This is a genomic window from Brevundimonas sp. SH203 (assembly GCF_002157625.1).
GTDB lineage: Bacteria > Pseudomonadota > Alphaproteobacteria > Caulobacterales > Caulobacteraceae > Brevundimonas.
In genome coordinates this window covers 685714-707107 of sequence record NZ_BDMM01000001.1, presented here as the reverse complement: position 1 = coordinate 707107, position 21394 = coordinate 685714, and the positions used below count along the sequence as shown (strand labels likewise).

Annotated in this window: 20 protein-coding genes; 14 read left to right on the top strand and 6 right to left on the bottom strand. The window is 64.7% G+C overall.

Annotation, left to right across the window (positions count from 1 at the left end):
• The first annotated feature begins 85 nt into the window (after nt 1-85).
• The 8 genes from SH203_RS03525 to SH203_RS03490 all read left to right on the top strand — a co-directional run bounded on the left by SH203_RS03525 (nt 86) and on the right by SH203_RS03490 (nt 7910).
• Nucleotides 86-406, top strand: a complete 321-nt coding sequence (locus tag SH203_RS03525) for a 2Fe-2S iron-sulfur cluster-binding protein (protein ID WP_307190373.1) — start codon at nt 86-88, stop codon at nt 404-406.
• Between the two features lie 2 nt (nt 407-408).
• Nucleotides 409-1680: an NAD(P)/FAD-dependent oxidoreductase gene (locus tag SH203_RS03520; protein WP_234989359.1), complete on the top strand. Its 1272-nt coding sequence runs from the start codon at nt 409-411 to the stop codon at nt 1678-1680.
• Nucleotides 1681-1898: 218 nt separating this feature from the next.
• Nucleotides 1899-4361: a TonB-dependent receptor gene (locus SH203_RS03515; RefSeq protein ID WP_087119443.1), complete on the top strand. Its 2463-nt coding sequence runs from the start codon at nt 1899-1901 to the stop codon at nt 4359-4361.
• 58 nt (nt 4362-4419) lie between these two features.
• Complete coding sequence (locus SH203_RS03510; RefSeq protein ID WP_159457530.1) at nt 4420-4794, top strand: nuclear transport factor 2 family protein; 375 nt, start codon at nt 4420-4422, stop codon at nt 4792-4794.
• A gap of 2 nt (nt 4795-4796) precedes the next feature.
• Nucleotides 4797-6023 carry an SRPBCC family protein gene (locus SH203_RS03505; RefSeq protein WP_087119441.1) on the top strand — a complete coding sequence of 409 codons (1227 nt, stop codon included), beginning with the start codon at nt 4797-4799 and terminating at the stop codon, nt 6021-6023.
• Nucleotides 6020-6355: a hypothetical protein gene (locus tag SH203_RS03500; RefSeq protein WP_087119440.1), complete on the top strand. Its 336-nt coding sequence runs from the start codon at nt 6020-6022 to the stop codon at nt 6353-6355. The genes SH203_RS03505 and SH203_RS03500 overlap by 4 nt, the downstream gene beginning before the upstream one ends.
• On the top strand, nt 6352-7110 hold the full coding sequence (locus SH203_RS03495; protein ID WP_087119439.1) for an SDR family NAD(P)-dependent oxidoreductase: 759 nt from the start codon (nt 6352-6354) through the stop codon (nt 7108-7110). Before SH203_RS03500 ends, SH203_RS03495 begins: the two co-directional genes overlap by 4 nt.
• Nucleotides 7111-7145: 35 nt before the next feature.
• A complete protein-coding gene (locus SH203_RS03490; RefSeq protein ID WP_087119438.1) occupies nt 7146-7910 on the top strand; it encodes an SDR family NAD(P)-dependent oxidoreductase in 765 nt (254 codons plus the stop codon).
• Nucleotides 7911-7950: 40 nt separating this feature from the next.
• Here the strand turns inward: SH203_RS03490 and SH203_RS03485 are convergent, their stop codons facing one another.
• Nucleotides 7951-9621, bottom strand: a complete 1671-nt coding sequence (locus SH203_RS03485; protein WP_087119437.1) for an FAD-dependent oxidoreductase — start codon at nt 9619-9621, stop codon at nt 7951-7953.
• 170 nt (nt 9622-9791) lie between these two features.
• On the opposite strand from SH203_RS03485, the gene SH203_RS03480 reads away from it, so the two are divergent.
• The gene (locus tag SH203_RS03480) at nt 9792-10613 is read left to right on the top strand and encodes an SDR family NAD(P)-dependent oxidoreductase (RefSeq protein WP_159457529.1); all 822 of its coding nucleotides are present in this window, start codon (nt 9792-9794) and stop codon (nt 10611-10613) included.
• A gap of 162 nt (nt 10614-10775) precedes the next feature.
• Here the strand turns inward: SH203_RS03480 and SH203_RS03475 are convergent, their stop codons facing one another.
• The 4 genes from SH203_RS03475 to SH203_RS03460 are packed head-to-tail and all read right to left on the bottom strand — an operon-like array spanning nt 10776 to nt 15684.
• On the bottom strand, nt 10776-12401 hold the full coding sequence (locus tag SH203_RS03475) for a class I adenylate-forming enzyme family protein (RefSeq protein WP_087119435.1): 1626 nt from the start codon (nt 12399-12401) through the stop codon (nt 10776-10778).
• A complete protein-coding gene (locus tag SH203_RS03470; RefSeq protein ID WP_234989358.1) occupies nt 12401-13624 on the bottom strand; it encodes an acetyl-CoA acetyltransferase in 1224 nt (407 codons plus the stop codon). Before SH203_RS03470 ends, SH203_RS03475 begins: the two co-directional genes overlap by 1 nt.
• Entirely contained in the window at nt 13581-14759 is a 1179-nt protein-coding gene (locus tag SH203_RS03465) for a S9 family peptidase (protein ID WP_087119433.1), read from the bottom strand. The genes SH203_RS03470 and SH203_RS03465 overlap by 44 nt, the downstream gene beginning before the upstream one ends.
• Before the next feature lies 1 nt (nt 14760).
• On the bottom strand, nt 14761-15684 hold the full coding sequence (locus SH203_RS03460) for an SDR family NAD(P)-dependent oxidoreductase (protein WP_087119432.1): 924 nt from the start codon (nt 15682-15684) through the stop codon (nt 14761-14763).
• A 230-nt stretch (nt 15685-15914) separates the two neighbouring features.
• On the opposite strand from SH203_RS03460, the gene SH203_RS03455 reads away from it, so the two are divergent.
• Entirely contained in the window at nt 15915-17096 is a 1182-nt protein-coding gene (locus SH203_RS03455; protein WP_087119431.1) for an acyl-CoA dehydrogenase family protein, read from the top strand.
• A 16-nt stretch (nt 17097-17112) separates the two neighbouring features.
• The gene (locus SH203_RS03450) at nt 17113-18255 is read left to right on the top strand and encodes an acyl-CoA dehydrogenase family protein (RefSeq protein ID WP_087119430.1); all 1143 of its coding nucleotides are present in this window, start codon (nt 17113-17115) and stop codon (nt 18253-18255) included.
• A 12-nt stretch (nt 18256-18267) separates the two neighbouring features.
• On the opposite strand, the gene SH203_RS03445 is transcribed toward SH203_RS03450, so the two are convergent.
• Entirely contained in the window at nt 18268-19104 is an 837-nt protein-coding gene (locus SH203_RS03445; protein ID WP_159457527.1) for a helix-turn-helix transcriptional regulator, read from the bottom strand.
• 243 nt (nt 19105-19347) lie between these two features.
• On the opposite strand from SH203_RS03445, the gene SH203_RS03440 reads away from it, so the two are divergent.
• From SH203_RS03440 to SH203_RS03430, 3 genes are read left to right on the top strand one after another with little or no spacing between them, the layout of a single operon-like run.
• Nucleotides 19348-19959, top strand: coding sequence for a VOC family protein (locus tag SH203_RS03440; RefSeq protein ID WP_200808777.1), 612 nt, complete (start codon nt 19348-19350; stop codon nt 19957-19959).
• Between the two features lie 9 nt (nt 19960-19968).
• Nucleotides 19969-20676 carry a CoA transferase subunit A gene (locus SH203_RS03435; RefSeq protein ID WP_200808776.1) on the top strand — a complete coding sequence of 236 codons (708 nt, stop codon included), beginning with the start codon at nt 19969-19971 and terminating at the stop codon, nt 20674-20676.
• Nucleotides 20673-21329, top strand: a complete 657-nt coding sequence (locus SH203_RS03430) for a 3-oxoacid CoA-transferase subunit B (protein WP_087119427.1) — start codon at nt 20673-20675, stop codon at nt 21327-21329. Before SH203_RS03435 ends, SH203_RS03430 begins: the two co-directional genes overlap by 4 nt.
• Nucleotides 21330-21394: the final 65 nt, after the last annotated feature.

The following is a 21394-nucleotide window of genomic DNA, read 5'->3' as shown; positions in this document are numbered from 1 at the left end:
CGCAGGGGAACGCTAGGATTGGTCCGACAAAGGCGCTTCGGCGGCCCAGGATCTCAGGGCCGTCCACGTCATCCCAGCAGGTTCAATGATGCCTTCCATAACCGTCACGGATCAGTCCGGCCTGCAGCGCACGATCCATCCCGCATCGGGAACGTCCCTCATGGAGGCGCTCAGGAGCGCGGGATTCGATGAAATCCTGGCTCTGTGCGGCGGCAACTGCTCGTGCGCGACCTGTCATGTCTATGTCGATCAGGAGCATCTAGGCGTCTTCGGGGCGCCCTCGGCCGATGAGGACGATCTTCTGGACAGCAGTGACCATCGACAACCGAACTCGCGCCTGTCTTGCCAGCTTCTCGTCACGGAAGACCTGAACGGGCTTTCGATCACCATCCCGCCAGAAGGCTGAGCATGGCGATGCGACGAAGCGACGTTCTGATCGTCGGGGCGGGACACGGCGGCGCCCAGACGGCGATCGCCCTGCGTCAGCAAGGGTTCGAGGGCGACATCGAAATCGTAGCCGCCCAGGTCGAGGCCCCCTATGAACGGCCCGCCCTCTCGAAGGAATATCTGTCTGGAGACAAGTCGTTCGATCGTCTCCTGATCAGGCCGGAAGACTTCTGGCGGGAGCGAAGCATTCGAATGACGCTGGGGCGCCGCGTCGTCGAGGTTTCGTCGACGGATCGCCATGTCCGGCTCGACGACGGTCAGGTCATCGAGTTCGGGGCCCTCGTATGGGCTGCGGGCGGGACGCCTCGGCGACTGACCTGCCAAGGGCACGACGCCGATGGCGTTTACACCATTCGGGAGAAGGCAGACGTCGATCGACTGAACGCAGCTCTCGGCTTCAATCCGCGCGTCGTGATCATCGGCGGCGGATACATCGGTTTGGAGGCCGCTGCAGTTCTGGCCAAGTCAGGCAAGCCGCCCGTTCTTTTGGAAGCGGGCGAGCGGGTGCTCGCGAGAGTGTCCGCCGAACCGCTCTCTCGCTTCTTCGAGGCCGAGCATCGCCGCCATGGCGTGGATATCCGTCTATCGACGAGCGTCGTCTGCATCGAGACCGTGGGCGCGCGCGTCAGTGGCGTGCGGCTTGGCGACCAAACCGTCCTACCTGCCGAGGCGGTTATCGTCGGCGTCGGTCTGGCGCCAGCCGTGGAGATTTTGCAGGAGGCGGGCGCCGAGATGAGCGACGGCGTTCTCGTCGACGCCCTGTGCCGAACCAGTCTCGACGGCGTTTACGCCATCGGCGATTGCGCCCGGCATCCCAATGCTTATTCCGACGGCGGGCTGGTGCGGCTTGAATCGGTGCAGAACGCCAGCGACCAGGCGGTGACGGTTGCGCGCACCATCATGGGAGGCGACGAACCCTACGTCGCCTTGCCCTGGTTCTGGTCCAATCAGTACGATCTGAAGCTTCAGACCCTCGGGCTCTCGCAGGGGCACGATCAGGTCGTGGTTCGAGGCCGGCCGGATCAGCGGGCCTTCTCTGTCATCTATCTCAGAGACGGGCGCATGATCGCCATCGACTGCGTCAACGCGGTCAAGGACTATGTTCAGGCGCGGGCGTGGATACTCGATCGACGTTCGCCCGATGTGGAAGCGCTTCGCGATCCGCTGACGCCGTTGAAAGCCGTCCCGGCCGTCCCGGCCGCCCAGGCCCAGGGCTCGCACACACCCGTTTGACTTGCGCCTCAATCCATGGCGCGGACGCCGCCCGTGGCGACGAGATTCCTGCTGCGCCCGGAGGAAGTCAGGGTTCGCATAAGGCGACCCTTGCTGTCCCGCACAGCGGGGACATACCAGGATCGGCAAGGGTGGGAGAACGCTAGGCGGTTCAAAGCCTCGCGCAAAGTCGAGGCGAGCCAAGCGCCCAGGGGCGTCTATCCAAGGGAGGGATACACATGCGTTCTTCAACTCGGTTCAAGCGTTGTTTGTTCGGTGGTGTTTCAGCATTCGCCGTCTTCCTGCCTTTCGCGGCCGCCGCCCAGGCGCAGCAGACGCCAAACGCCGGCGAGGCCACCGAGGTCGATGAGATCGTCGTCGTGGCGCGCAGCCGTGGAGAAACGCTGATAAGCGTTCCCGTGGCGGTCAACTCCATCTCGCCGGAAACCCTGACCCGAAGCGTCGCCACCGATCTGACCAAGATCGCGGAGATCACGCCGTCGGTGATCATCAGTTCGACCAAGCAGACCGGCGGCGGGTCCATCGGAATGCGCGGCATCAGCTCGCCGGCCAATGTCGCCGGTTTCGAGCAGGCGGTTTCCGTCGCCTTGGACGGCGTGCAAACCAGCAATGGCCGGATCGCCGGCGTCGGCTTCTTCGACGTTCAGCAAGTGGACGTGATGCGCGGCCCGCAGGCGCTCTTCTTTGGAAAGAACAGCCCGGCCGGCGTCATATCGGTCACCAGCGCGGGGCCGACCGATGACCTGAAGGTGATGCTGAGCACCGCCTACGAATTCGAGGGTGACGAAAGGTTCCTGGACGCCACCGTGTCCGGCCCGATCACGGATAAGCTCGGCTTCAGGGTCGCGCTGCGCAGTCGAGACCTCAAGGGCTGGATGTACAACGACGCCCGACCCATCGCGAACCCATTCTATAATCCGAACACCATGCCGGCGGGCGCCGCGCAACTGCCCGGCGCGGCCAACAGTCGTGTCGGCAGCGACGAACTGCTCGGCCGTTTGACGCTGCAGTATCGGCCGACCGACAACATCACCGGAACCCTGAAGGTCTTCCATTCGCGCTATCGGGACGACGGACCCGGCGCGGCGTCGCAAAACATCGGCCCCTGCGTCGGTCCGACGCCGCGGATGTATGGGGTCGCCGATCCCTTCGGCGAATGCCGCGCGGACAATCACACCAGCACCGGCGACACCAGCCCGACGATCGGGGCGGGCATTCCTCTGACGGACGGCACGGGATCGTCGTTCGGTCGGCTCGACTTCACCTCGGTCTCCGGGCGACTGGTGTTCGACTACGACAAGTTCACCATCACAGCCTTGACGGGCTATAACCACGCCGATGTCTGGTCGCAGTACGGGCTGGATCACACCGTTTATTCGCAACTCTATTCCGCCGAAACGGATGCGATCCGCGAGTTCAGTCAGGAAATCCGCTTCTCGACCAGCCTGGACGGTCCCCTGAACTTCGCTGGCGGCGTCTATTACCAGGATACGGATCGCGCCTATCACGCCGACGTCAAACTGACCGACAACGCCTACAATCCGGCGACGGGGCGTTTCGACTCGGTCGATGTCACCACGGATATCCAGGGGCGGACCTATTCGATCTTCGGCCAGGCCATCTGGAACATCAGCCCCACGGTCGAGCTTGCCGCGGGCGCTCGCTACACCGACGAGACCAAGAAGGATCGCACGCGCGTTCTCTATGGCGTCGGCGCCTTCAACGTCTCCAACATGCTGTTCCCGGGCGAGACCGTTCCCGGCCAACTGACCGGCAAGGTGGCGGAAACGAACTGGTCGCCGGAGGCGACCCTGACGTGGCGTCCGAACCGCGACATGACCTACTACCTGGCCTACAAGACCGGGTTCAAATCGGGCGGCTATCAGGCGGCCTTGCCCAATACGACGACGCGGATCAGCGACATCGATTTCGGCTCGGAATCCGTGTCGGGCTTCGAGGCCGGGGCCAAGGCCGATCTTCTCGACCGGCGTCTGCGGGTCACGTCCGCAGCCTTCGCCTATGATTTCGAAGACCTGCAGGTGAACGCCTACGATCCAGCCCGCACCACCTTCATCGTCGGCAACGCCGGGGCCCTGAAGCAACGCGGCGTCGAGTTCGACGCCTCGCTGAAAGCCACGGACGCCCTGACCCTGCGGGCAGCCGTGACCTATGTGCGCAACCGGTTCTCCAACTATGTCGGTCAGTGCTACGCTTACGCCTTCCCGGCAGGTTCGACGCGGGCCACGGCCACGCCTCCGCCGAACTGCGAGTTCGCCAACACCACGACGTTGGCGCTGCAGCAGAACAACGAGGGCAGGGCTCCGGCGCGCTCTCCAGACTGGAGCGGCAACGCCGGCTTCACCTACGATTTGACGGCGGGGAACCTGCTGTGGACCTTCACGGGCGATGCTTCCTACATGGGGCGCTACAACGCCTCCGACACGTTCAGCCCCTACGCTGTCCAAGACTCCTTCTGGCGCTACAACGCCAGCGCCAGCGTCGCCACTCAGGATGACGCCTGGAGACTGTCGCTGATCGGTCGGAACCTGTCGAACGAATACTATGTCGCCTTCGCTTCGGATCGTACCGGCGGCGCCAGCGTTCCGGGTAACTTCGGCGAGCAGCGTGGGACCACGGCGCGCGGTCGGGAAGTCTTGCTGCAACTGACCTACCGCTACTAAGCCAGAGGGCGGGATGTGGATGCCACATCCCGCCCGATTTATGGATAGAGGACCGATGATGGACGCCCTGCTTGTCGCCGAGGCTCTGAGCCATGCCATCACCACTCGGGATGTGGAGGCCGTCGATCGCCTCTACACCGACGAGACCGTGGTCTGGCACAGCTACGACCGCCAGGAGCAGGACCGTCAGACGACTCTGGCCTTCCTCATGGGCTTTTTCGATAAGGCCGACGAGATTCGGTACACGGACATTCGCCGTGCGCGCACCGAAGACGGTTATGTCCAGCAGCACGTCATTCACACCACGCTGAAGGATGGAACGCAGTTCGAACCGCGGCCCGTCTGCATCGTGGCCAAGGTCGAGAACGGCAAGGTTCTGCGGGTGGACGAGTATCTGGAAAGCCGTCGCATCGTGGACGCCAAGGAGTCCTGACCATGCCGTCGTCCGCCTCACAGCCGTTGCCGCCCGGCGCCGTTCCTCTGGAACCGTATCGATCCGCCGAAATCTTCTCGGCGGAGAAGACAAACCTGTTCGGCCGTGCCTGGCTGCTCGTCGGACGCGAGGAGGAGGTGGCCAAGCCGGGCGACTTCGTCGTCAAACAGGTGGAAATTCTGGATGCCGCGGCGCTGATCGTGCGCGGAAAGGACGGGGTCGTTCGCGCCTTTTACAACGTCTGCCCACACCGCGCGAACCAGGTCGTCTGGGAAGAGCGCGGATCGACGCCGGTCTTCGTCTGTCGCTACCACAACTGGTCATTCTCGACGGATGGAACGGTTCGCGGCGTGCCGGACCAAGCGGCGTTCCCCGGTCTGGACAAGTCCAGATGCGGCCTGCCGCCTATCCACCTTCAAATCTGGGACGGGTGGATTTTCCTGAACTTCCAGCGCGAGCCGGAAGTGTCGCTGGAGGACTATTTAGGCGACCTGAAAGACTATCTGGGCGGCATCGATTACATCAACGCCCATGACGCCATCGTCATCCAGACCCATCTGAAGTGTAACTGGAAGATCGTCGCCGACGCCTTCGCCGAGGCCTATCATATACCGGCGATCCACGCGGTCAGCCTGAAGCCCCGCTTCGCCAGCTCGGACAATCCATTCGGACGGCCGCTGGAGATTCGCGGCATCGGCCCGCACGGCGTCAACTCCATGTACGGCTACGGCGACTATGCGCCGCGCGAAGATCAGACCGTCGAGAAACTGGCCTTCAATCCGTCCCATAGGTCGGAAGAAGGCCGCGCGGCGATCGCCCGCTTCAACCAGCATCCGGCGATCAATCCGACCAAGACCCGGGACTGGTCGATGGACGTCAACTACGTCTTTCCGAACACCCATCTGGACGCCAATCCGCTTGGATTTTTCACCCATCAGTTCTGGCCGATCAGCGTCAACGAGACCCGCCACGAAGCGCGGTTCTATGTCGGCAAGCCGTTAAGCGTGCGCGAGCGGTTCGCGATCGAACACCGCATGGCCCACGCGGTGGACATCGTGCTGGAAGACCTGAGCAACGTGGAGCGGACGCAGCGGGGCGTGAACTCGCGGGGCACGGACTATATGCAGCTCTCTGAAAGCGAGGCGATGATCCAGCACGCGGCCGAGCATATCCGGCGCTGGACCCACGCGAGGACTGTGGCCGAAGCGATGGCCGAGGTCGAAGGATGAGCCGTCTGCCCACAGGGTTCGAAGCGCTGGAGCCCTTCGTCGACGCCTGGTCACGCGACGATTTTCAGGCGCGGTTCGAAGCCCGTTTCGAGAGCGGCATGGACGACATCCGCGCCTTTTACGACGTCATGGAGCCGCGTGCGAACGCAGCCTTGGAGCATCTGGAACAGTATCCTCTGGATGCGATCCCCGCCGAGAGCGCGACGCTCTTCAAGATGCTCATGGCGTTGGCCCATGTGGCCGTCGCCGTCGAACGCCACAATCAGCCCGGCCCGAAGAATGTGACCTGGCCGACCACCCTGCGTGTCACGCAAGGATCGAGTCCGTCATGAGCCAGACCGGGTTCCAGGATCGGGTGGCCATCGTCACCGGCGCAGCCCGCGGCATGGGGGAGGCGGTCTCGCGTCGCCTCGTCGCCGAGGGGGCGAAGGTCTGTCTGGTCGATCGCGACCCGGAAGCCCTGTATCGCGTCGCTGACAGCCTTGGCGAACGCACCCACGCCATTGTGGCGGACGTGACCGCCCCAGAACAGATCGAGGCGTTCGTCGCGGGGACAGTCGAACGGTGGGGCCGCATCGACATGCTCCACAACAACGCCGGGGTGACGGGGCGTTCAGGGCCGGCGCTGGACTCGACCCTGGACGATCTCGATTTCGTTTTCGCCGTCAACTTTCGCGCGGCCTTCGTGGCGATCAAGGCGGCGGCGATGCACATGACCGAGGGGGCCTCCATCGTGAACATGTCGTCGCTGTTCGGCATACGGGCCGCGCCGGGTATGGGATTGTATGGCGCGTCCAAGGCGGCGGTCATCGGCCTGACCAAGACCCTGGCGGTCGAGCTCGCGCCGCGCGGCATTCGCGTCAACAGCGTCGCGCCGGGCGCGATCGAGACGGATCTGCTGCGATCCAGCAACGCCGCCCTGCATGTGCCCGGAGGACCGTCTTACGACGAGAAGCTCAAGTCCATGCCGATGGGCCGCGCCGGCACGCCGGAGGAGGCGGCCAATCTGATCGTCTGGCTTCTGGGACCGGAATCCACCTTCGTCAGCGGCGCCGTCTATCAGATCGACGGCGCGCGCGGTGCCTGATCGCTGGACGGCTCCCGATTTCCCCGAGAGGACGTATGACTTCAGTTTCCGACAACCCCGTCGCCATCGTGACCGGCGCCGCCAGCGGCATTGGCGAGGCGACCGCGCGTGTTCTGGTCCGTCAGGGATACCAGGTCTGTCTGGTCGATTACGACGGCGACCTGCTGCGCGCTTCGGCCGAAGGTCTCGATGAGGATCGCATCCTGCTGGTGCAGGCCGATGTCGCCGACGCGGCTCAAACGCATGAGGCCGTGCGTCAGACACTGGCCCGCTTCGGCCGGATCGACGGACTGCACAGCAATGCAGGCGTCGTGGGCCAAGGCGGCCCACTGCGGTCAGCTTCGCTCGAGGATTTCGACCGGGTCATCGGCATCAATGTCAAAGGGGCGCTTCTGTCGATGCAGGCGGTGACGCCGACGATGATCGAGCAGGGACGAGGCTCCATCGTCTTCACCGCGTCCACGGCCGGGTTGCGGCCCTCGCCGGCCTTGGGCGTCTATAGCGTGTCCAAATACGCCCTCATCGGGGTAGTGAAGAACGCCGCCGCCGACCTGGGACCGGCGGGCATCCGCGTGAACGGCGTCGCACCCGGTCTGATCGACACCCCGGCCTTCCGCGCCACCAGTCAACGCGGCAGCGGCGCAGGCGACGACAGCAAGATCTTCGCCAGTCGCGTCATGCCGCTCGGTCGGGTCGGCCAGCCGGACGAAGTCGGCGAGACCGTGGCCTGGCTGTTCAGCGATGCGGCCCGCTACATCACCGGCGCCGTGGTCAACGTGGACGGCGGTCTGGCGCTCTGAACCTGCGAAAGACGGTGGCCGGGGCCGCCGCCGGCGCGCCTCAGGTTCTGCTCAAGGCCCGACCGGCGGCGTAGCCGAAGGCGATGGCTTGACCGATCTGGGTTCCCGCCCCGGGGTAGTAGCCGCGCAGGGCGGCGTGGGCGTCCAGTCCTGCTGCATAGAGGCCGGCGATCGGGGCGCCGTTCGCGTCCACGGCCTGTCCATCGGCGTTGATGGCGATCCCCAGGCTGGCCCCGACATCGGTCGGGCGCAACGCCAGTGCATAGAAGGGGGCGGTGCGGATCTGTCCCAGGCTGGGGTTCGGCCCGTGCTCGGCGTCACCCAGAACGCGCGTGTAGATGTCCGATCCCTTACCGAACTCCTCGTCGATGCCGGATGCGGCATAACGGTTCATGTTGGCGGCGCTTTCGAGCAACCCTTTCGGGTTCACGCCGATTTTCGCCGCCAGCGCTTCCAGGGTGTCGGCCTGGATCAGATAACCCTCGCGAACGAAGGACTTGTAGGGATAGGGGGCTGCACGGGCCATGCCCATGCCATAGGCGCGAAGGAAGGGGTGGTCCCCGATCAGCCAGGCGGGCGAAACGCCTCGCTCGTGCATGCGCTTGACCAGGGTGTGGTAGGACTCGCCTTCGTTGACGAAACGACGGCCGTCCGCCCCCACGATCAGGGCGCCGGGCTTGCAGCGGTCGAAGCCGAAGTGCGGATAGACGCTCGTTTCGCCGGACTTGAGCCTTCGGCTTGAGGCCGGCGCGAAGATGGCGTTGGAGCCGACGTCACCGCCCAGAACCGCACCGACGTCGCGCGCATAGACGGCTCCGTCGCCGGTGTTCTCTCGGGGAAGCACCTGCTGGTGATGCGCCGCGTCAGGGATGAGGGTGGAACGCAGCTCAGGACTAGCGGAGAGGCCACCGGTCGCCAGGACGACGCCGCGCCGCGCGTTGATCGTTATCCTGCCGGACACGGTCTCCACCTCGACCCCCGCAACCCGCTTCCCCTGGCGCACCAGCCCGCGCACGGTCACGCCGGTACGAATATCCACACCCTTGTCCAGCGCCGCTTCCAGCATGGCGGCGGCCAGGGCGGTCCCCCGGATCATCCGCGTGCCTCGGCCGTGAACGACGACATCCTTCCCGTATCGCGCCATCAATCCGAAGCAGCGCAGGAAGGCGGATGGCGACCGCAGGATGTTCTGGAAGTCGCGTATCTCCGCCGTCTCGATCTGCATGCCGTTGAAGACGGTCATCTCAGGCTTGGGGCGCCGCAGACGCTTCAGCCACGGGCCCAGGCGGCGACCGTCGAACGGTTTGGGCAGAAGGGTGCGCGCCTTGTGTGCCGCGCCCGGCAGATCGGGATGATAGTCCGAACCTGCGTAGCTGACGAAACGCACGGACGGCGTCTCCGTCTCAAGGAACCGCACCGCATCGGCGGCGTGCCGCACGAAGGCGCGCGCCATCCCGCTGTCGTAGTGATTGCCGAGCACCGCCTGGATGTAGGTCTGCGCCTTTTCCGGGCTGTCCGGCTCGCCTGCGGCCTCCATGAGATGATTGGTCGGAATCCAGACGCCGCCGCCCGACCAGGCGGTCGTGCCTCCGATTGCGTCGGCCTTTTCCAGCACCAGCACCGACAGGCCGTGATGTGCGGCGGTGACGCCGGCGGTCAGACCGCCCGCGCCGGACCCCACGATGATGACGTCGACTGTATTGGGAAACATGGCGGTTCCTTTCAGGCCCCATCGTCCGCCATGCGCTGCGGGGGGTCTGTCCCCGCCCAACGGGGCGCCCCGCGTCCCCTTCGGAGGGGATGGTCCTCTCAACGGCCTGGCGGAAGTCTGCGAGCGTGCAGGGCTCCCGCTTTAGAAAGGGCCGTCGTGAGGAGGCGATCATGGATTATGGGCTCGCAGGCCGGACGGTGGTGGTGACGGGCGGCGCGTCGGGCATCGGTCTGGCGACGGTTCGGCGTCTGGCCGTCGCCGGTGCCGACATCGCGCTTATGGACCTGAGCGAGGACCGGATCGCGGAGGTCGTCGCCGAGGTCGAGAAGACAGGCGTCAAGGTGCTCGGCATCCCCGCAGACGTGGCGGACCCGGATGCGGTCGCGGCCGCCGCAGAGCGGACCTTGGACCGGTTCGGGGACGTTCACGGCCTGGTCGCCTGCGCCGGGACGTCGTTCGCGGCCCCGGCCGAAACCTATTCCGTGGAGGACTGGAACCGCGTCATGGATGTGAACGTCCTGGGCGCCTTCCTGTGTTGTCAGGCCTTTGGACGCGGGATGATCGCGCGAGGAAGTGGTTCGATCGTGGTCATCGGTTCGCTGGATGGAATGGGCGCGCATGCCGGCCGCATCGCCTATTCGACCTCAAAATACGCCGTCCACGGCATGGTGAAGAACCTGGCCCTGGAATGGGGCCGCCACGGGGTGCGGGTGAACGCCGTGGCGCCGACCATCGTCGATACGCCGCTCGTTCGGCGAGGACTGCCCGACTACTTCTTCGACGTCGTCACCGACCGCACGCCGATGGGACGGATCGGCGAGGTGGATGACATCGCCCACGCCTGCCTGGGCTTTCTCAGCGATGCCGCAGCCTATCAGAGCGGGGTCATCCTGCCCGTCGATGGCGCCCTGTCCGTCGGATATTTCAACCGTCACGGCGGCGCCGACCTGCAGTCGAAGCGTCTGCTTGAGGCGGGCGTCTATACCGCCTGAAATTTCACATCATACCGCGGGTTCGAGCTCGGCTCGCGGTCGGGCCTTCATCTGCACTCGCGCGGGTCGCCGCATGCCGTCCGACATCGAATAGGTCGACATTGTCCACATAAAAAGGCCCGGCGAAGAGATCGCCGGGCCTTTCGTCTGGGCGTCTCATCTTCAGGATTTGAGTTCGCGCTTCAGGATCTTGCCTGCCGGACTCTTGGGCAGGTCTGCGATGATTTCGACCAGGCGCGGGTATTTGTAGGCGGCCATGCGCGCCTTGCAGAAGGCGATCAAATCGGCCGGCTCCAGCGCGGCGCCGGGCCTCAGGCTGACGATCGCCTTCACAGTCTCTCCGCGATAGTCGTCGGCCACGCCGATCACCGCCGCTTCTCTCACGGCGGGGTGGCTGTAGATCACGTCTTCGACTTCGCGCGGCCAGATCTTGTAGCCGCCGGCGATGATCATGTCCTTCTTGCGGTCGATGATGAACAGCCATCCATCCTCGTCCAGAAATCCGACGTCGCCAGTATGGAAGCCTTCCGGGCGCATCGCCTCGGCGGTGACTGCCGGATCGTTCCAATAGCCCGGCGACACGGCCGGCCCCGACAAGACGATCTCTCCGGCTTCGCCAGCGGGCAGAGGGGCGCCGTCGTCGTCCAGGATATGGACCCGGAACGTGGCGACAGGCTTGCCGACCGACAGGGTGTTTGTGGCTGGATCGATCTTCCGCGATCCATCGGTCGGCTCCATGAAGGCGCCGCCGGTCGTCTCGGTGAGGCCGTATCCCGTCCTCAGCATGCACCCTGAATAGTTCAGGTACTGCTCAACGACGGACACCGGCACCGGGGCGCCGCCGCTGAAGGGCTTGGTGATGCTGGACAGGATGTCTCCCGTCGCGCCCGGCGCATTCATCAGGGCGATATAGACCGTGACCGACCCCGAGGTCGTCTGCGGCCTATGGCGCGCGATGGCCTCGATCACGATGGCCGGATCGAATCGGTAGCTCAGGATCAGGGCGCCCTTGGCGTGGATGGTGCTTGCGGCCGTCATGATCAGGCCGGCGATATGGAACAGGGGGGCTATGGCCAGAGTCGTGACGTGGTCCGGGAGGTCCTGCGACGTCCGCGACAACTGCCCGCCCCAGGCGACGCCCCTGTGCAGGTTGATCGCGCCCTTCGGCCGACCACTGGTGCCGGACGTATAGACGAGCATCGCGACGTCGTCGGGCGCGATGGATACCGGCGTTGGTTTCGTATCGGCCGCGCCCATGAAGTCGAAAAGGTCCGTCGTTCCTGCCGGTGTCGGCGGCGGTGGGCCGACGAAGAGCCGCGTGTCCGGCGCGCTCTGAAAGGCCCAACCGGACGTGCTCAGGACCAGGGACGGCCGGTGTACGTTCAGCTCCAGCCGATCATACGCCGCCTCCATCAGGGCCGATTCCATCACCAGCACGCGGGGCGTGGCGTCATCCAGAATCAATCCCAATTCCCGGCTGCGGTTCATCGGGTTGACTGACACGAAAACGCCACCGCATTTCCAGGTCGCGATCAGGACGATCAGGAACTGCGGAATATTCTGCATGTATCCGGCGACGCGATCGCCCTTGATCACGCCCGCGCCCTGGAACGCCGCAGCCAGCCTGTCGCTGGCGAGGTCGATGTCCGCATAGGTCAAGGTCGCATCGAAGTAGTGGACGCAGGGGCGATCGGGCGCGGCCCGAACCGCCGCTGTGAAAAGGGCCAGACCATCGGCGTGATCCGGCGTTGCCACGCCGTGGGCGGGTGTCAGCATGTCGGCGGTCATCAGCGTGTGCGTTCCAGAATGCTAGCGTAGTTGGCCACCGCGGTGCCGCCCATGTTGAAGACCCCGGCGAGGCTTGGCGAGGGCACCTGCATGCCGTCTGGCGCAACCCCGCAAAGCTGCATTGCGGACAGGACATGCATGGACACGCCGGTGGCGCCGATCGGATGGCCCTTCGCCTTCAGACCGCCGGATGGATTGATCGGCAGCTTGCCGTCCATCTGCGTCCATCCCTCCTTGATCGCGACCGCGCCCTGGCCGCGAGGCGTTAGCCCCATGGCCTCGTACTCGATGAGTTCGGCGATGGTGAAACAGTCGTGGGTCTCCACGAAGCTGAGATCATCAAGAGCGACTCCGGCCTGGTCGAAAGCCTGTCTCCACGCCTCGGCGCAGCCTTCGAAAAGGATCGGATCGCGACGGGACATCGGCATGAAGTCCTGAACATGCGCCGCGCCCCGGAAGCCGACCGCACGCGCCGACCGCCGCGCCAGTTCGTCGCCAGCGAGAACCATTGCGGCGGCCCCGTCGGACACCGGCGAACAATCGGTGCGTTTCAGAGGACCTGCGACAAGGGGATTTCGCTCGCTTTCGGTGCGACAGAATTCGTAGCCCAGGTCCTTTCGGAGTTGCGCCCAAGGGTTGTTCACCCCGTTCCGGTGGTTCTTGGCGGCGATCATGGCGAGGGCGTCGGACTGATCCCCGTATCGGTCGAAATAGGCCTGGGCGATCTGGCCGAACAGTCCCGCGAAGCCGCCCCGGACCTGGCCGTCTTCGACAATATAGGAGGCGCCCAGCAGGTTTTGGCCCACTGCTTCGCCACGGGTGTCGGTCATCTTCTCGACCCCAACCACCAGAACCGCCCGCGCCCGACCGGCTTCGATGGCGCGAATTCCCTGGTGGACGGCGGCAGACCCGGATGCGCAGGCGTTCTCGACACGGGTCGCCGGCTTGAATCGGAGGTCGGGCGACACTTGCAGGGCCAGGCCGGCGGCGAAACTCTGGTGCGAGAAACCGCTGTTGAAATGGGCGACCACGATCTCATCGATCTCGCTGGCCTGGAGACCTGCGTGCGCCAGGGCTTCCGTGGCGGCGTCGACGATCAGGGTTTCGAGCGAGGCACCGTCATGTTTGCCGAAGGGCGTGTGCGACCAGCCGATAATGGATGCGGGCATGGCGGGTCCTTCAGGATTTGGGATCGTAGAGGTTGCGTTGGGCCAACCAGCCAAGGGTGAGGTCGGTCGCCTGGGCCAGCAACTCGGGTTGGCCCGCGTAATAGTGGGTCGCCCCTTCGATGGCGGCGAAGGTCTTGTCCGCCGAGCCGGAGGCCTCGAAAATCCTGAGCGGGTGCGGCTGGGGCACCGCGTCGTCCGCCGTATTCTCGATGACCAGGAGGGGCGCCTTCATCCGCGCGGCGCACAGCAGGCCGTCGCCGTTGCTGTCGTCCAGCGACCATTGCGACAGCCAGGACCTGAGCGTGGAGAAGCGCGCCAGTCCCACCGGCCCGTTGTTCACGGTCTCGGGCGCGCCCATATAGCACCAACCGATACGGCGCGCGTTGGGATCAAGGGTCGAATCCAGGAAGCGCGGATCGGCCATGGTCCGGTGCGTGATAAACCCGCGTTCCAACTCGCCCGTGTTCCGTCGACGGAGCGCTTCCAGCGTCTCCTTGACGCGATCGGTGATCCGCCGGATGCGCGCTGTCTGGGCCGAACGATAGGCCTCGATGAAGTCGGCGGGATAGGGCGGCTGATGGGGGGTGGCAGGGTCGTAAATGTCCAGCGAGAGGTCGCGATCGTCGGGGTTCAGTTCATCCCGGACGGACGGATCGATGATGTCGGCCAGCAACTGGCTGCGCGACATGTGGGCGGCCTGGAAAACGACGGCGTCTGCCGGGATCAGTCCTGCGCCGACCAGATCGACAGGATCGCCTGCAGGCGTCTCCTCGATCGTCGGGGCTTCGGCTTGGGACTGGTAGAACAGGGACAGGGACCCGCCGCCGCTCCAGCCCACCAGAACGACCTTTTGGTAGCCCCATGTCGTCTTGGCGTGCCGAATATAGGCTCCGAGATCGAGAAGGACCTTTTCGAGGATCGCCGCTGTATCGTTTTTGGCATAACGACTGGCGGCGCACAGAACATGCGCGCCTCGGGCGGCTGCGGCGCGCGGAACGGGCAGCAACTGCAAAGTCGAGGCCGGGTGCATGAAGATCAACAAGGTGTCCGACGGGACGCCTTTCGGTCTGATGCGGACGCCTTCCAGATTCACCGCCCCCTGGTTGCCGGAGAATCCATAGGTCTCGGTGAATCTGGCGGTCTCGTCATAGGCCACATGGACCCATTCAAAGTCGAGCTCGAAGGCCATGTCAGGCCTCGGCGCTCATGCGCCCCATGGCGATCAGACGCGGTACAAGATCCCCGAGCGGCCCCGGCTTGACGGGCTTGGCGCCCTCGATGTCGACGATCCTTGAGAAGGCCTCATCGAACATATCGACGGTAATCTCGTCCTTGGGGTCGAACTGTACGCCGGGCGTCTCGAAGATGCGGTGCTGCGCGAAGAACCCGCCTCCCGCTGAGATGATGTGGGCGGTCTCGGTGCAAGCCTCGCTGGAGAGCCAGGCGACGGCGGGGGCCACCAGATCGGCGCGCAGCCATTGGGCCAGCTCCCCCATCGGGACGCCCTCGGTCATCCGGGTCAGGGCGCTGGGCGAGATCGCGTTGACGAGGACGTCATGCTTGCGTCCCTCCAGGGCCAGGCAGTTCATCATTCCCACCAGACCGAGTTTGGCCGCGCCGTAGTTCGATTGGCCGAAATTGCCGTTGGTCCCGGCTGGAGAAGTCGTGAAGACGATGCGGCCGTACTTCTGTGCCGTCATCACCGGCCAGGCCGCGTGAGTCAGGTAATAGGCGCCGAACAGATGCACGTTCAGGACGTCGGTGAAATTTTCGTCCGTCATCTTGGGAAAGCTGCTGTCCCGCAGGATGCCGGCGTTGTTGACCACGATGTCCAGCCGCCCGAATGCGTCGATTGCAGCCTGAACGACGCCGCGCGCGGCGATCGGATCGGCGATATTGGCCCGGTTGGCGACGGCCTCGCCTCCGGCCGCACGGATTTCATCCACGACAGCATCGGCGGCCGAAGCGTTTTCGCCGGTTCCATTCAGACTGACGCCGAGGTCGTTGACCACCACCTTCGCGCCGAGACGGGCGAAAAGAAGCGCATACTCCCGGCCCAGACCGGCACCTGCACCGGTGATGATGGCGCTGCGGCCCTGCAGGTTGACGGCCATGGTCGGTACACTCCTCAAGACAAGGCGGGTCAGGCGAGATCGCGGCGTGGAACGCGAACGCCAGCAGCTTTAGTTTTCAACGTCCCCGACATCAGTCCCGTCTATGGGGGACGGCCGTGGCGGGGCTCATCCTCTTCGATGTCCCACACAGCCGGGACTGATGTCAGCGGCAAAAGGACGATAAGGCTCACGGCATCGTCGCGGCGCGTGCCGAACACGAGGAATGCCCGATGTCGGACCAAGACTTTCGCGCCGAGGTGCGCGCCTTTCTGGAAGCCGCGCTGACGCCCGAGATGCGGACGGCGCCGCGCACCATCATGCTGCTCGACGTGGACCTGCAGCAGGCTTGGCACAAGCGGCTGGCGGGGAGGGGCTGGGCGGTTCCGACCTGGCCCGAAGACTATGGCGGCACGGGCTGGTCGCGTGAACAACAGGCGATCTTCGAGGAAGAGCTGGTGCGCGCCAACGCCCCGGCGCTGTCGCCCAATCTGCAGATGATCGGTCCGGTCCTGATTGCACTGGGATCGGACGAGCAGAAGGCGAGGCACCTGGGGCCTCTTCGGTCTGGAGAGGTGGTCTGGTGTCAGGGTTATTCGGAGCCTGGCGCGGGTTCCGATCTGGCCGCGCTGCGCACCCAGGCCGTGCGCCACGGCGACGACTATGTCGTCAATGGCCAGAAGATCTGGACTAGCTACGCTCACCGGTCAGACTGGATGTTCTGCCTGGTCCGAACGTCGTCGGAAGGCAAGCCTCAGGCCGGCATCACCTTCCTGCTGGTGGACATGAAGACGCCGGGCATCACCGTCAGACCGATCCATTCGATCGACGGGCTGCACCATCTCAACGAGGTCTTCTTCAACGACGTCCGCGTGCCGGTCGCAAATCGGGTCGGAGCGGAGAACGACGGCTGGACGGTCGGGAAATATCTTCTGCAGCATGAGCGGAACGGCGTCGCCGGCGCGGCCTATCTGCGCATGCGGCTGGGCCATGTCCGGGCGCTAGCGGCTTCTTCACCGGACGATGAGGGCGACGGTGTCATGATGGACGATCCGATCTTCGCTCGACGGCTCGCCGAGGTGGAGGTCGATCTTCTGGCGCTGGAATGCCTGATCCATAGGGCTGACGCCGCGCCCGATCCGGGGCTGAAAAGCCGCATGTCCTCGATGCTCAAGCTGCGCGGCAGCGAAATCGAGCAGGCGATTTCCGAAGTCGGCCGGCTGGCGCTCGGCGAATGGGGCCGACTCGACCAGAGCCTCGGGCTGGAAGACCGAACCCTCCCCGTCGCGGGGCCGCAGGGCGGGCCGGAGATCATGCTGAGCTACATGATGGGTCGCTCGGCCACCATCTTCGGCGGCTCCAGCGAGGTTCAGCGCGGCATCATCTTCAAACAACTCCGCCAATACGGCGTCTGATCCCGAGAGGCCCGATTTGCAGTACCACCTCTCAGAGGAACAGGGTCAGATCCGCGACGTGATCACGGCCTATCTGCGCGACCGCTACGACCATGACTCGCGCCTGAAGATTGTCTCGTCGCCTGAGCGGTGGTCGCCGACGGTCTGGAACGACTTCGCCCACGAACTCGGCATCCTCGGGCTGGGCTTGCCGGAATGGGCGGACGGTCTGGGCGGCGGCGCGGTCGATCATATGCTGGTGATGGACGCGCTGGGGAGCGCCCTCGTCGTCGAACCCTATCTGGAGACCTGCGTGCTCGGCGCGGCCGTCCTGATGCGCGCTGAGGGCGACGTCGCACGTCATCTGCTTGCCGGGATCGTCGCGGGCGAGGTCCGTCTGGCGATCGCCGATCTTGAGGACGGGCCGATGTCGCCGACGGTTCCGTTTACATCGGCGGCACGTGTGGAGGGCGGCTGGCGGTTGAGGGGCGTCAAGTCGCGCGTCACGGGCCTGCCGGGCGCGACCCACATTCTCGTCACGGCGCGCGCGGGTGATGAGGGCGACATGGCGGTGTTCCTCCTCGCCGCCGATCATCCCGGCGTGGCGTTGGTGTCCGGGCCCACGATCGACGGCCGGGTCTCTTCCGAGGTCCGTTTCGAGAACATCTCGCTGTCAGCCGATGCGTGTCTGATAGGCGGCGGTCGCGGCGCGGAGGTCTTTGCAGAAGCCGTCGATCGCGCCACCGCCGCCTTGTGCGGAGAAGCGGTCGGCATCATGCGTCGGCTGATCGCCGATACCCTGGCCTATCTGGAACAGCGTCGTCAGTTCGGCGCCTTCCTCGCGGATTTCCAGGTCCTGCAGCATCGGCTCGCAGACATGCAGGTCGAGTATGAGCATGCGCAGGCCATGGCCTTCTTCGCCGCAGGAATGGCCGATGCCGAGCCGGAGCGGCGCAGACCGGCGGTGGCCGCATCCAAGGCCCGAATATCCCGGGCCCTTCGTCATGTCGCCCAGGAAGCGGTTCAGATGCACGGCGCCATGGGGATGACCGACGAACTGGCCATCGGTCATCTGTTCCGTCGCGCGACGGTGCTGGAAAACCAGTACGGCTCGATCGACCGCCACATGAAGGCGGTGGTCAAGGCCGGAAGCGATACCGCCGGCTGGGCGGCCGACTGACGCTCCGCGCGGCTAGTGGCGGGCGGACGAAGCCGGCGAGACCAGGCGAGGGGCCTTGGCCCATTGTGAAACGTACCAGATCAGCAGTTCGCGCTGGGTCGCAATGCCTAGGCGTTGATAGATACGCTTGCGGTAGGTCATCACCGTCTCTTCGCTGATGCCTAGTTCAATGGCGATGCCGGTCGACGACATGCCATAGACGATCCGTGCGCAGACCTGGCTTTCGCGGCGCGGGAATTTATCGGCGCAGGCCAGAACGCAACTCTCGATTTCTTCCAGAGACGTGAGGGCGAGCAGCAGTCGGCTGCGTTGCCAGGTCGCCGTGGCGTGCTTGCCCAGGATCGGAAGCAGAACGGTCGCGAACCGCTCCAAGTCCATGACGCCGGACGATTCGAACAACGACCCGTTGCCGGATTTCAGAATGCTGAGCGCGACACGTCCGGCGGCCGAGGGACCGCACAGCAGGAGCCGTTCGCTCATGCGCGCGTAGATCACATCGCGCAGTTCCTGATCCTCAAGCTGGCCGATATTCAGGTGAATCAGGCTCGGAGTGTCGTTGAGCCCCTGCTTCCGCGCGGCGCCCATTGTGGGATCGCGCCGCCAGGATTGGGTCTGCAGATACTGGGTCGCACACACATGGGCGGTGTTCGTGCCGTCTAGGCTGGCGGCCGCCAACTCGCGGGGCGCGCTGCCGTCCAGGCCGAAGATCGCGCAATGCTCCGCGCCACAGGTTTCGTTGAGCAACGAAAGCAACTCAAGTTCGAATTCCTGCTCCCCGATCGCGTCAATCAGAGATTGCAGTCTTGTCGGCCCGGTTAACGGCCGAATGCTCACGGCAGTATGGCTCATTTCGACTCCCTGTACCTCGCCTTCTCTCCGATGACCTTGGCCGAAGCCGGACATCGAGGGGTGAGATGTTGAACTTAGCGTAACACGCAAGGTTCGCTCGGCAAGGGCAATCATGCACTCCAAGAAACGGCGCTCTATACATAAGAATGATTGGCAATCGCGGCCGTCCCGCTCGTGGGGGACAGCGGCTGTCCGATGGGTCTGAGATAGTGAGGCCAGTCACCGAAAGCTGGAAAATTGGTCATGGTCGCAACTGTCGAAACCAAAACTCGACCGGAAAATCCGGGTTTGACGCCCCTGATGCTCAGCCACGCCGCATGGGTCACTCACGACGTGGAGACGACCGCAGACTTCTATATGCGGATCATGGGCATGGAACTGGCCAGCACGGTCGTCGGCGACAGCGTCCCCTCGACCGGCGACAATTTTCCCTATTTCCACATCTTCTTCCGCATGGTCGACGGTTCGACCATCGCCTTCTTCGAAGCTCCGGGGCTGCCGGAAAGGCCGCCTGTCAGCCATCCGGCTTACGACATCTTCGATCATATCGCGCTTGAGGTGAAGAACCACGCTGAGGTCGATCGCTGGAAGGACTGGCTGCTGCAGAACGGGGTCGAGATCACGGGGCCGACCGACCACGGCGGTCTGATCTACAGCATCTATTTCCGCGATCCGAACGGCATCCGTTTGGAGATCACAACGCCCACCGACCCGAACTGGAACCGCCATACGGAAAAGGGGATGGCCGATCTGTCGATGTGGTGCGACGGCAAGAAGGCTGCGGAGGCTGCGGGGGAAGACCTTCAGGAAGCGATGATCGCCTTGATCCGGGCGCACGCCGGCGGCGGTCACTGACACCCGATCATGAGCAAGGTTTTTCCTTCGGCGGCGCGGGCTCTGGACGGCGTGGTCCGCGACGGCATGACAGTCTGCGTGGGAGGCTTTGGCCTATGCGGCGTGCCGGAAGCCCTGATCGACGCGCTCCGGGACACCGGGGCCGCCGGTCTTGTCTGCGTGTCCAACAACGCCGGGATCGACGGCGTGGGTCTGGGCAAGCTTCTACGCACCCGGCAAATCCGCAAGATGATCTCGTCTTACGTCGGTGAGAACAAGGAGTTCGAGCGTCAGTATCTGGCCGGCGAGCTGGAGGTCGAATTCTGTCCGCAAGGGACGCTGGCGGAGCGCATCCGGGCGGGCGGTGCGGGCATACCAGGATTCTATACCCGCACCGGCGTCGGGACTCAGGTCGCCGAGGGCAAGGAAACCAAGGATTTCGACGGGCAGACCTTCCTGCTGGAGCGCGGCATCGTGGGCGACATCGCGCTGGTCAAGGCCTGGCGGGCCGACGAAGCGGGCAATCTCGTGTTCAGGAAGACCGCGCGCAACTTCAATCAGCCGGTCGCCACGTCGTCCCGTATGACCATCGCGGAGGTGGAGGAGATCGTTCCCATCGGAAGCCTGGACCCCGACCAGATCCATGTGCCGGGTGTTTATGTGAAGCGGATCGTGCGACCGGAGCCTTACGAAAAGACCATCGAGTTCCGCACAGTGCGTAAAAGGGCGGCAGGATGAGCGGACAACTCGCTTCCAAGGGCTGGACGCGCGCCGAGGTGGCGGCCCAGGCGGCCCGTGAACTTGAGGACGGCTTCTACGTCAATCTCGGCATCGGCATTCCGACGCTGATCGCCAACTGTATTCCCGACGGCCTGACAGTGACCCTTCAGTCCGAGAACGGCATGCTGGGCATCGGCCCATTTCCGTTCGAGGACGAGGTCGACCCTGACCTGATCAATGCCGGCAAACAGACCATCAGCGCCCTGCCGTCCTCCAGCTTCTTCTCATCCTCGGACAGCTTCGCGATGATCCGGGGCGGTCACATCGACCTGACCGTCCTGGGCGCCATGGAGGTCAGCGAGACGGGCGACATCGCCAACTGGATGATACCGGGCAAGATGATCAAGGGTATGGGCGGCGCCATGGACCTTGTTGCGGGCGTCAAGCGCGTCATCGTGACGATGGAGCACACGTCGAAATCCGGCGAGCCGAAATTCCTGAAGTCCTGCTCCCTGCCACTGACCGGGGTGGGCGTGGTGGATATGATCGTTACGGATCTGGCCGTCTTCCGCCGCCCCGACCGCTCCTCGCCGTTCCGTCTCACGCAGCTGGCGCCGGGCGTCACTGCGGAAGAGGTCGCCAGCAAGACACCCGCACATTACGAACACTGATGCACGGTCAGCCGAAGAAGCGACCGGCCGGAGGCCCCATGAGACGATTTGAGAACGCCCAGGCC